Origin of the sequence: Dubosiella newyorkensis, from assembly GCF_001945605.1 — a bacterium.
Lineage (GTDB): Bacteria > Bacillota_I > Bacilli_A > Erysipelotrichales > Erysipelotrichaceae > Dubosiella > Dubosiella newyorkensis.
Map to the genome: position 1 here is coordinate 22,668 of NZ_MPKA01000054.1, position 11,055 is coordinate 33,722.

The following is an 11,055-nucleotide window of genomic DNA, read 5'->3' on the forward strand; positions in this document are numbered from 1 at the left end:
AAGCTATCTACGATCGTTGAAGCAAATGAAAAAATACGGATCCTTTATGAAGCAAGCATTGATGATCGAAGGACAAAACAGTTTAAGATCGTATATTTCAACCCATTGCGAAACGTTCGATCTAGCCTATCATCGATATTTGTATGGAAAAGAACTGAATGAAACGTTGCGCTTATCCACGATTTATCATGCCTCTGCCTCAAGCGCAATGACTTTTTCTTGGATCTTAGGAGAATTTCAAGGAAAAGAAGAAGAGCTTGCCAAACTTGTCTGCCAAATGAGACGTCTTGGAATGGATGCTCTTTGTCAAAAACAAGATCCGTATCAAGTGGACGATTGATCAAAAACGTAAATCGTCTTTTTTCATCGTTTTTGATATGATTAAAACAACATAAAGACGAGGGAAGAAGATGAAAAAACTAGAGAGAAGCCAACAAGGGCAAGTGATCGCACCGGCTTCGATCGCGATCAAAAAAGAAGCATTTGACAACCGTCAAGAAACAGCGATCTATTGGCTAGGAGGAGGAGCAGCCATGATCAATTCGCATGGAACGAATCTTTTGATCGATCCAGTACTCGAAGGATTTGACCTTCCGCTGCTCATAGAAAATCCGTTGCCGATCGAAGAGGTTGGAAAAGTCGATGGCGTTTTGATCACCCATATTGACAATGATCATTTTTCAAGACCGACACTCAAAGATATTCGTGAGCAGACTTTTTCCTATCATGCGCCTCATTATGTGGCTGAGCAAATGCAAAAGGAAGGACTTCCAGGCACAGGACACGATATTTACGACACGTTTTCAATAGGAACGATGAAGATCCGCCTAACACCCGCTTGCCACAATTGGCAGAACGGTTCTTCCAAATACAATTTCCGATATTGGAAGGAAGAGGATTATTGTGGCTATTGGATCGACACGCAAGATGGCTCGATTTGGATGCCGGGCGATTCGAAACTGCTTCATTCTCAATTGCATATGCCTGATCCCGATGCGATCTTGTTCGATTTTGCGGATAATGACTGGCATATTACTTTAGAAGGCGCGATCCAGCTTGCCAACAACTATCCAAAGGCAGATTTGATCTGTATTCATTGGGGGACGGTCGATGCGCCAGAAATGACGCCATTCAATGGAGATCCAGAAATTTTGAAAGAGCGGATCCAAACCCCAGAACGGCTTCATATTCTTGCGCCTGGTGAAAAATTTGTTTTGATAAAAAAGAAAGACTGCTGAGCGATCAGCAGCCTTTTTTACAGCTTGAGTTGCGGTTTGATGCGTGCGCACATCCGCAATAAAAGATAGAGCATCGTGCAGTCGATCGGGAACATGATCACATTTTTTAATAAGCGAGCCCCCACTAAAACAAAGAAGCTATCGCCATACATGATCGACATCCATAATGAGTTCAAAAATAAGTAGTTGATCAAAACGACGAGCAACCTTGCGACGAGCACTCTCCACACCTTGACAGGCTGTTCATAAAAGAACGAGGAAAAAATAAAAGCAAGCAAGATGGCATTGAGCGCATAACCAGGAAAATACGGACCATCAGGATGCATCGCATAACCGATAAAATCCATGATCAACCCAGCAATCATATTCGGATAAGGTCCATAAAAATAACAGCTTGCGGCTGTGGCTAAAAAGCCAAAAGTGATTCGCAACGTGGGCGCTAGGTAAATGTTGAACATGTCGAGAATGACTTCAAGAGCACAGAACATGGCGACTCCCACGATCACTTTCGTGTTGGTGATGGCGCGAGCATTGTCTTTCAACATAACAAAGTATTGATGCATAAAAAAACCTCCTTTCCCTCGTGCAAAGAAAAAAGAGGTCGTATTTCTTATTTCTTGGCAACAGCGGGATGCAGAAAACCAATCGCAAGTTTCGTTTCCTTTTCGTTTTAGAACCAACTCCCCGTGTTCTAAACACTTAACGCTTGTTTTCTTACTCTGCTACGACCCTTAGTATAGGCCGATTTTTTGATTTGTAAACCACAAAAATTCCACAATCTGGAAAACGTTTTCTTTTTTAGAAATATGCTAAAAAGTTCACAATCTTACATATAGAAAAATTGAAATATCTATTCTATACTACAAATGAAAAGAGGAATAAATTGTATGATAATTGATAAATTAGAAGATAAAGTCCGCGGTAGAGGGACTAAGATCGTCTTTACAGAAGGTTGGGATCCTCGTGTTCAAAAAGCTGTCATTGAATTGAAAAAAAATGACGTCGTAGAACCGATCCTTTTAGGAGAAAAAGAAGAAATCGAAAGTTGCGCGAAAGAAAATGGATTCGACTTGACAGGGATCCAAATGCTTTCTCCTTCCGATTTCCCAGATATGGATGCGATGGCTTTGAAAATGGTCGAACTCCGTCGTGGTAAATTAGATATGGCTCGTTGCCGCAAAGCATTGGAGAGCACGAACTACTTTGGAACGATGCTCGTTCAAATGGGCTATGCGGATGGCTTGCTCGGTGGTGCGACATATTCGACAGCCGATACGGTGCGTCCAGCGCTTCAATTAGTCAAAGCAGCTCCAGGAAACGCGCTAGTATCTTCTTCGTTCTTGCTAGTCAAAGGGGATGAAGAATACGTGATGGGCGATTGCTCCATCAACATTAATCCAAATGCGGATGATCTTGTTGAGATCACGATGCAGACGGCATTTACTGCTCGTCAATTTGGTTTGGAACCAAAAGTCGCTCTCCTTTCGTATTCGACGATGGGTTCTGCAAAAGGGGATTGTGTAGCGAAGATGGCCGAAGCCGCTGTTCGTTTGAAACGTATGCCGATCGATTTTGCTGTCGATGGAGAAATGCAGTTTGACTGTGCCGTATCTCCCGAAGTCGCAGAATTAAAAGCGCCACATTCGACCGTTGCCGGACATGCCAACACATTTATTTTCCCAAATCTTTCCAGCGGAAATATTGGATATAAGATTGCTGCCCGCCTAGGCGGATGGGAAGCGATCGGACCTGTTCTTCAAGGTTTGAACGCGCCGATCAATGACTTGTCGCGAGGATGCACTTGGGAAGAGATCTACAAGATGGCAATCGTAACGGCTGCCCAAAAATCATTAGGAATCTAAGGAATTAAGAAGAAGGATGCCTCTTCTTCTTTTTTTGTGGTATATTGTTTGCATGATGGAACAGAAAGAAAAATTTCCCTATGAGATCGAGGATGGCGCGATCATGGATTTTGTCGATGGCAAATTCATGTTTGTCTTAAAAGATCACGCGTGGTCCGAGGAAGAAATCAAGATGCTTAAGAAAGTCAGGATCGCTTTTTGTTTTACGAACGATCTAGCGATTTTCGTTTTAGAGGGTGGCGACATCGACTCGAGCGATTTTTACTTCAACATCCAAGAGTGCGATGAAAAAGATCGTTTGCTCAGTCAAGAGATCTTGCCAGTCGAAATGGTGCTGGTGGATCAAAACAACGAGATCTGCCTCAAAAAGTCGGGCGCTTTCTCAAAAGAAGAGAGCACAAAGATCAAAGACTTTTTGAAACGGCAAAGCGAGATCTCGTTTATGCCAGGAGAGTATGACGTCAATGTATCAGGTATGCAGGCGGCCTACGAACCCTATGAATTGCTGAAATATGAACAGTGTGCGATCACGATATAGGAGGATTTTATGAAAGCGGTAATTACAGTAGTCGGAAGCGATCGAGTGGGCATTTTAGCTATGATCGCCAATGCGTGCGCAAAATATGATGTAAATGTGTTAGATGTTTCGCAAACGATCGTCGATGGCATCTTTACGATGACGATGATCACCGATTGTTCAAAAGTCAAAGACTTTGGATCGTTTGCCTCTTTTATGGAAAAGCTTGGACAAGAAAATTCTTTGATCGTGCGCGTCATGAACCAAAATATCTTTGACGCGATGCATACGGTGTAAGCTATGCAGACACAACAAATCTTAGAGACGATCAAGATGATCGACGAAGACTATTTAGATATTCGCACGATCACGATCGGTATTTCTTTGTTGGATTGCATCGATCCGGACATCCATGCTTCTTGTCGAAAAGTCGAAGAAAAAATTTGCCGGATCGCCAAAGATCTCGTGCCTGTTGCCGAAGAGATCTCAAGAACGTATGGTATCCCGATCGTCAACAAACGCGTATCTGTGACGCCGATCTCGCTTTTGTGTTCCGCTACGCAAGGAGATCCGATCGAATATGCTCTGACATTAGAACGTTGCGCACAAAAGTTAGGTGTCGATTTTATTGGCGGTTATTCGGCATTGGTGCAAAAAGGATATACAGAAGGGGATCGGCGCTTGATTCGTTCGATCCCGCAAGCCCTCAAACAAACGAGTCATGTATGCTCGAGCGTCAATATCGGTTCGACCAAAGCAGGCATCAACATGAATGCGGTCAAAGAAATGGGCCAGATCATCCGTGATTGTGCTGAGCTTACAAAAGATGATAATTGTCTTGGGGCCGCAAAGCTGGTCGTTTTCTGCAATGCCCCAGAAGATAATCCATTTATGGCGGGTGCTTTTCATGGAGTTGGAGAAGCGGATTGTGTGATCAATGTCGGTGTCTCTGGTCCAGGAGTTGTGCGTGCAGCGCTTGCGAAAGCGTCAAAAACAGCGCCAATGGATGAGTTGGCGGATCTGATCAAGCGGACCGCGTTCAAGATCACTCGAATGGGTCAAATGGTTGGCGTCTTAGCCAGCGAAAAACTAGGGATCCCTTTTGGGATCGTGGATCTTTCTTTAGCGCCTACTCCAGCTATTGGGGATTCAGTAGCCCACATTTTAGAAGAGATGGGACTCTCGACATGTGGAGCCTATGGAACGACCGCTTGTTTGGCGATGCTCAATGACGCGGTAAAAAAAGGCGGCGTCATGGCTACAAGTCATGTAGGTGGTCTTTCAGGTGCGTTCATTCCCGTTTCAGAGGATGCAGGTATGATCGATGCGGCTCGTTCTGGTGTTCTCAATCTTGAAAAGCTGGAAGCGATGACGGCTGTCTGCTCGGTCGGTCTTGATATGATCATCATTCCAGGCGATACTCCGGCCTCGATCATTTCTGGTATCATTGCCGATGAAGCGGCGATCGGTATGGTCAACTCGAAAACAACGGCGGTCCGTTTGATTCCGGCTGTCGGGAAAAAAGTGGGCGAAGAGCTCAACTTTGGCGGATTACTGGGCCATGGTCCGATCATGAAGGTCAATATGGCAAGCAATGAAATCATGATCGATCGTGGCGGCCGGATCCCAGCACCTCTGCAGTCTTTGAAAAACTAAATTTAAGGTTTACATTCCAAACACATCTGTTTATAATGTTTCCATAAAACAAAGAAAAGAAGTAGTACAGGCGGAGCGGTTGTTAGAGAAGTGACGGTTGGTGCAAGTCATTGAACTTTACGTTTGGAACGTGTCTTGGAGTTGCATAGTCGATGGATACGGAGGCTATGATCGTGAATTCGCGTTAAGAATGAGATGTCATCCATATCGAGTGGATGGAAGTTTGGTGGTACCGCGTAATGTTTACGTCCTTTCGTTTCGAGGGGACGTTTTTTTGTGCCTGTATCGCAGAAAAGGAGAAGGAATATGAATAAACTTTTAAAAATTGGTGCTGCGGCCATGCTTGCCGCTGCAACTTTAGTGGGATGCTCATCTTCGAAAAGCTCAGAAGGATCGGAAGAAAAACCGCAAGAGATCTTGATCGGTATTTCTCCAGACTATATGCCTTATGAAGGTTTGGATGAAGATGGAAAACTCGAAGGATTCGATATCGACATGACCAAATGGTTGTTCGATTATATGAACGAGAATGGTCACAATTACTCGTATGAGTTTAAGGAGCTTTCGTTCGATACGATCATTACGGCCCTTCAATCTGACCAGATCGATCTAGGAATTTCTGGTTTCACATACGATGAGGAACGGGAAGGCTTGTTCTCCGATTCTTATTATGATTCTGCACAAGTCATGGTCGTCAATGCGGATTCCGATATTCAATCATCGAAAGATCTGAACGGAAAACTTGTCGGCGCTCAGCAAGGCGCGACAGGCGAGGATGTTGCCAACGATATTGAGGGAGCTGAAGTCCAAGCGATGCAAGATGTAAAAGTATTGATGGAATCTTTAAAAGCAAAAGGTTTGGATGCGGTCGTGATCGACCAAGCGGTTGCGGACAATTATGCGGTCAATGGCGATTATAAAGTATTGGATGAAAAACTTCTGGATGAAGAGAATATCATCTATACGACAGAGAAGCACAAAGACTTATTGGATGACATCAATAAAGCAATCGAAGCATTCAAAGCGAGCGATGATTATCAAACACTCGTAAAGAAGTGGTTTGGCGCTTCTGGAGAAGTCAGTGAATAAGGTTTTCTCCCCCGAAAATATTGAATTTTTGCTCAAAGGTGCCGGCGTAAGTATTGCGCTGGCCTTTGGTGCTTTAGTGATCGGGGCACTGATCGGCGTGATCGTGGCGGCCGGTAAATTATCGAAAGTCAAGATCTTGAATTGGTTGTCGAATATATATGTAGAACTTTTTCGCGGAACGCCAATGCTGTTGCAAATCCTCTTCTTTTATTTAGGAGTACCTGTCCTTATTTCGATGGTCACTGGAGCTAGAGTTCGAATGAATGTCTATGTCGTCGCGCTTGTCGCCCTTTCTTTGAATTCGGGCGCCTATCAAACGGAATTGATCCGTTCAGGGATCCAAGGCGTGGATAAAGGACAATGGGAAGCATGTGAAACGTTAGGGATTTCCTATTGGACGATGATGAAAGAAGTCATCTTGCCACAAGCGTTCAAACGCATCGTGCCGCCATTGGTTTCAGAATTCATCACGCTGATCAAAGATTCGTCTTTAGCATCTGTAATCGGAACCGGAGAGTTGATGTATCGAACACAAGCGTTAGGTGCCCGCTATTACAACTACTTATATCCGCTGTTGATAGCGACAGTATTTTATTTAGTGATGACACTTTGTGTATCTTGGATCGGCAAGAAAATAGAAAAGAGGTTAGCGGTCAGTGATTAGAGCAGAACATATTTCAAAAAGCTTTGGGAAGCTGCATGCCCTCAATGACGTATCCCTCAATGTAGAAAAAGGAGAAGTTGTTTGTTTGATCGGACCTTCTGGTTCGGGAAAATCAACGTTTTTACGTTGCATCCATGGACTAGAGATCCCGGATTCAGGAAGTCGATATTTGGATGGTGAATTGATGGATCCAAACGACAAGAAAAAATACGGCGAACAAAGAGAACGTATGGGATTCGTATTCCAGCATTTTAATTTATTTCCAAATAAGACGGTGTTGGACAATTGTACTTTAGCGCAGCAGTCGGTTTTAAAACGAACAAAAGAAGAAGCCGAACAAGTGGCTTTAGAATATTTAAAAAAGGTAGGTCTTCTTGATAAAAAGGATTCATATCCTAATGCGTTATCAGGAGGTCAAAAGCAGCGTGTGGCGATCGCGAGAGCCTTGTGCATGAATCCGGAAATCATGTTGTTCGATGAACCGACTTCAGCGCTTGATCCTGAAATGATCAAAGAGGTGCTTGAAGTCATGAAAGATCTCGCTTCTCAAGGGATGACGATGATCGTAGTGACTCACGAGATGGGGTTTGCCCGCAAAGTTGGAAGCAAAGTCGTATTCTTAGAGGCTGGAAAGGTGGTCGAAGAATCCGATTCCGAATCATTCTTTACGAACCCGAAAAGCGATCGTGCTAAAGACTTTTTAAGCAAGGTATTCTATGAATGAAGCTGAAGGATTTTTATTGTGAACAATGGATGACGGCGTATGAGAAAGAGGCTGTCTACAATATGACGGATACTTCTTTTTCGGCGCTCTCTTTCCATGATCTCTTTGATTCAAAGAGTTTAGAGGAATTTGATCCTTTGCTGGATTATGGAGAGATCACAGGAGATCGAGGTTTGAAAAAGGAGATCGAGCGGCTATATACAACGAACGATCGCGCTTTGACCTTCTGTCATGGGGCTTTGGAAGGAAATGAACATGTCATGAGCACCCTTCTCGAGCCGGGGGATCATGTGATCGCTTTTCGGCCCGGCTATCAGCAATTTTATGAGTATCCGCGTTCGCTTGGTTGCACAGTGGATGTGCTGGATTATGAAGAAGAAAATGGCTGGAAGCTTCCTTTTGATGCGATCGAGAACACGATTTGCGAAAAGACGAAGATGATCGTTTTGGCAAGTCCTGCCAATCCAACAGGAACGACGCTTACTTTAAAAGAATGGGAGCGACTGATCGAATTATGCAAGTCGCATTCTATTTATATTTTGTGCGATGAAGTCTATCGTGGATTGATGCAGACACCTTCTGTTTCTGATCTTTATGAGTACGGGATTTCGACAGGTTCGTTGTCGAAGGTCTATGCTCTTCCTGGCTTGCGTTTTGGGTGGATCCGCGCTCGAGAAAGTGTGATCGATAAGATCAATATTCGGCGAGATTATACGTTTATTTCGACTGGGCCTTTGGTCGACGGCTTGGCTAAAAGGGCATTTGGAAAGAAAGATTGGATCTTGAAGCGGAGTTGGGCGCTTCTTGCGGAAAATAGGAAGATCTTAGCGGAGTGGCTGGCTTTTGATCCTCGTTTTTCGATTCGACTGTACGAAGAATCTCCGGTTGCCTTTTTGAAGTATGATTTTGATTGGCTATCAAAAACGTTTTGTCTGCAAGCTCTCAAGGAAGCGGGAATCTTTTTTGTGCCAGGCAGCTGTTTTGGCTGCGAATATCATGTGCGGCTAGGTTTAGGAAGAGAGAGCGATTCCTTTAAAAAGGGCTTATACCAATTATCGCATTGGCTTGATGAAACGTTGAAAAAGACATAAATTATATGATATTATGTGTTTACAAGGGGTGTTGAGATGAAAAAGGGTTTCTTAATTTTGTGTGCTTTGTGCTTGTGTGGCTGTACACGAATCAACAAAGCGCCGTCTGCAGAAAAGGTAGAGAAAAAACAAGAAGAGGAATTGACTCAGCATACTTTGGAATGTATAAAGGATTCGGATTCGATGTCATTTGTTGCGGTGGGGGATATGCTTCAACAACAAACACAAGTGTTCTATATGACGTATGAGGATCTAGGAATCAACGAAGGATTGAACCATGATGATTTACTGAAGGCGATCAACGAGAAGCTCGCTCAATCCTATGGTGCTTTACAAGGTGTGGATGTGGTGAGCTCACTGGAAGATAATCGAGTAAAAGTTACAGTGAGTATCGACTACAACCAAGCAAATATTCAAGCTTTGATCGATGCGGGACTGCTTCATGAGGGTGAAGTGGAAACAAAATACGTGAGTTTAGGTAAAACGCAAAAGCAGTTGGAAGATGATGGGTTTGCATGTACAGTTCAATAATTGAAGCGGCTTGAATCACCGCTTTTTTTGAGATGTAAGGGGGTTCACGTTGCGATATTATATTTCTGATACACATTTTTGTCACCGGTCTTTATTGGATAAGATGGATGTCCGCGGATTTGAATCGGTGGAAGAGATGAACGAGTACATGATCGATCAATGGAATCAAAAAGTCGGCAAGCGGGATGAGGTCGTGATCCTTGGCGATTTTTCATGGGGAAATGCGGAAGAGACGATGGATATCTTAAGGCGTCTGCATGGAAGAAAATTTTTGATTCGTGGAAACCATGATCATTTTTTAGACGATAAAGCGTTTGATCCTTCTTTATTTGGATGGGTCAAGGATTATGCGGAATTGAATGATAATCGGCGTAAAGTCGTTTTGTCACATTATCCGATCGTTTTCTATAATGGGCAATATCGAAGAGATGAAAACGGAAATCCCAAAACGTATATGCTGCACGGTCATATTCATAATACCCAAGATCAAGTATATTTGAATGCTTTTAAAGACTATTTGAGCAAACAAAACCATATTTCGATCGGAGGAGGACTTGAGAGCGTTCCTTGTCAAATCATCAATTGTTTTTGTGTGGATTCTGATTATGTACCTATGACACTGGATGAATGGATCGAAATCGAAAAAACAAGAAGGCAAAAGGAAGTGTAGAAAGCACTTCGGATAAGGTGAGGGTATATGGAGAAATTGCAATCGAAGAAGGGCGGAAAGGCTCTTTATGTTCAAATCAAGGAGATTTACCGGGAAAAGATCTTAAATGGCGATTTGAAACATGGTGATAAGATCGAAAGTGAGATGGAGATCCAAAAGATGTTTGGTGTTTCGCGGATCACAGCGCGTCAAGCGATCCTTGACCTCGAAAAAGAAGGGATGGTCAATCGCGGGCGCGGGCGAGGAACGTTTGTAATCTGGAAGCCGGCGATCAAAGAAACACTTTCGGAAGTGAGAAGCTTCACCCACGAGATGGAGCTGCATGGCCGTGTTCCAGGAACGAGCAGCTACACGGTGAATCGAGAGATCATTGCAGAAAAGGCGGCAAAGATCTTTGGCCTCGATCCAAAAGAAGAAATGTATTGTTTCCGCAGAGTTCGTACGGCAGACGATATCAAGCTTGTCTATATGGTTTCGTATTTTCCGCTCGATACGGATCTTCCATTCAGCGAAGATAAAGAACAAGACCCAATGTTTGAAAAGTTTGATATCGTGAAAACCGGAAAGCCAAAGCGGGTCGAAGAAGAATTCAGCGCAGAGATTCCGAGCGATGAAGTTCGCGAATCTCTCAACATCCCCAAATCGCTGCCAGTATTGGCGCGCAAGCGTGTAACGTACGATAAAGATAATAATATTATCGAATACACGATCAGCTATTATCGAAGCGATCTTTATACTTATATGCATTCCACAGGTAAGATCGCGTATAATCATTAAATTTGTTGAAAGAATCGGATCCTAAACGGGTTCGATTTTTGTTTATAAAAAAATCGAAATTTTTTTCTTTTTTTGCTTGCACGCCTAGGAAAGCTATGCTAATATAAGTCCTGACTTTACAAGTTAAAAGGAAATTATAGTACTCAAAAAACGATCTTAGAGATTTTTCTCCAAGATCGTTTTAATTTGCTTCTTCTTCAGAACGAAATTGTTGATCGGAAGCATATATTTAGCGG

Annotated in this window: 14 protein-coding genes, 1 riboswitch and 1 other annotated feature; of the genes, 13 read left to right on the forward strand and 1 reads right to left on the reverse strand. The window is 43.3% G+C overall.

Annotated features, from left to right (window positions below; all coding sequences use genetic code 11):
* Window positions 1–46: 46 nt before the first annotated feature.
* On the forward strand, window positions 47–340 hold the full coding sequence (locus tag BO225_RS12690) for a hypothetical protein (RefSeq protein ID WP_233120282.1): 294 nt from the start codon (window positions 47–49) through the stop codon (window positions 338–340).
* 70 nt (window positions 341–410) lie between these two features.
* The gene (locus BO225_RS03640) at window positions 411–1,238 is read left to right on the forward strand and encodes an MBL fold metallo-hydrolase (RefSeq protein ID WP_076340917.1); all 828 of its coding nucleotides are present in this window, start codon (window positions 411–413) and stop codon (window positions 1,236–1,238) included.
* Between the two features lie 17 nt (window positions 1,239–1,255).
* Here the strand turns inward: BO225_RS03640 and BO225_RS03645 are convergent, their stop codons facing one another.
* Window positions 1,256–1,801: a folate family ECF transporter S component gene (locus BO225_RS03645; protein WP_076340918.1), complete on the reverse strand. Its 546-nt coding sequence runs from the start codon at window positions 1,799–1,801 to the stop codon at window positions 1,256–1,258.
* A gap of 59 nt (window positions 1,802–1,860) precedes the next feature.
* A riboswitch (THF riboswitch) is annotated at window positions 1,861–1,962 on the reverse strand.
* A gap of 163 nt (window positions 1,963–2,125) precedes the next feature.
* On the opposite strand from BO225_RS03645, the gene pta reads away from it, so the two are divergent.
* The 11 genes from pta (at window position 2,126) to BO225_RS03700 (ending at window position 10,819) form a co-directional block, all read left to right on the forward strand.
* The gene (gene pta, locus BO225_RS03650) at window positions 2,126–3,100 is read left to right on the forward strand and encodes a phosphate acetyltransferase (protein ID WP_198936092.1); all 975 of its coding nucleotides are present in this window, start codon (window positions 2,126–2,128) and stop codon (window positions 3,098–3,100) included.
* A 52-nt stretch (window positions 3,101–3,152) separates the two neighbouring features.
* Complete coding sequence (locus BO225_RS03655; protein ID WP_233120283.1) at window positions 3,153–3,638, forward strand: hypothetical protein; 486 nt, start codon at window positions 3,153–3,155, stop codon at window positions 3,636–3,638.
* Between the two features lie 9 nt (window positions 3,639–3,647).
* A complete protein-coding gene (locus tag BO225_RS03660; protein WP_076340919.1) occupies window positions 3,648–3,914 on the forward strand; it encodes an ACT domain-containing protein in 267 nt (88 codons plus the stop codon).
* Window positions 3,915–3,917: 3 nt separating this feature from the next.
* A complete protein-coding gene (locus BO225_RS03665) occupies window positions 3,918–5,273 on the forward strand; it encodes a PFL family protein (RefSeq protein WP_076340920.1) in 1,356 nt (451 codons plus the stop codon).
* A gap of 42 nt (window positions 5,274–5,315) precedes the next feature.
* Window positions 5,316–5,529, forward strand: a binding site (T-box leader).
* Between the two features lie 50 nt (window positions 5,530–5,579).
* Window positions 5,580–6,362 carry a transporter substrate-binding domain-containing protein gene (locus BO225_RS03670; RefSeq protein WP_076340921.1) on the forward strand — a complete coding sequence of 261 codons (783 nt, stop codon included), beginning with the start codon at window positions 5,580–5,582 and terminating at the stop codon, window positions 6,360–6,362.
* Complete coding sequence (locus BO225_RS03675) at window positions 6,355–7,026, forward strand: amino acid ABC transporter permease (RefSeq protein WP_076340922.1); 672 nt, start codon at window positions 6,355–6,357, stop codon at window positions 7,024–7,026. The genes BO225_RS03670 and BO225_RS03675 overlap by 8 nt, the downstream gene beginning before the upstream one ends.
* Window positions 7,019–7,750: an amino acid ABC transporter ATP-binding protein gene (locus BO225_RS03680; protein WP_076340923.1), complete on the forward strand. Its 732-nt coding sequence runs from the start codon at window positions 7,019–7,021 to the stop codon at window positions 7,748–7,750. Before BO225_RS03675 ends, BO225_RS03680 begins: the two co-directional genes overlap by 8 nt.
* A complete protein-coding gene (locus BO225_RS03685) occupies window positions 7,747–8,841 on the forward strand; it encodes an aminotransferase class I/II-fold pyridoxal phosphate-dependent enzyme (protein ID WP_076340924.1) in 1,095 nt (364 codons plus the stop codon). The genes BO225_RS03680 and BO225_RS03685 overlap by 4 nt, the downstream gene beginning before the upstream one ends.
* A 183-nt stretch (window positions 8,842–9,024) precedes the next feature.
* Window positions 9,025–9,372, forward strand: coding sequence for a DUF1307 domain-containing protein (locus tag BO225_RS03690; RefSeq protein ID WP_158023782.1), 348 nt, complete (start codon window positions 9,025–9,027; stop codon window positions 9,370–9,372).
* Between the two features lie 49 nt (window positions 9,373–9,421).
* Complete coding sequence (locus BO225_RS03695; RefSeq protein WP_076340926.1) at window positions 9,422–10,042, forward strand: metallophosphoesterase; 621 nt, start codon at window positions 9,422–9,424, stop codon at window positions 10,040–10,042.
* Between the two features lie 27 nt (window positions 10,043–10,069).
* Window positions 10,070–10,819: a GntR family transcriptional regulator gene (locus tag BO225_RS03700; protein ID WP_076340927.1), complete on the forward strand. Its 750-nt coding sequence runs from the start codon at window positions 10,070–10,072 to the stop codon at window positions 10,817–10,819.
* Window positions 10,820–11,055: the final 236 nt, after the last annotated feature.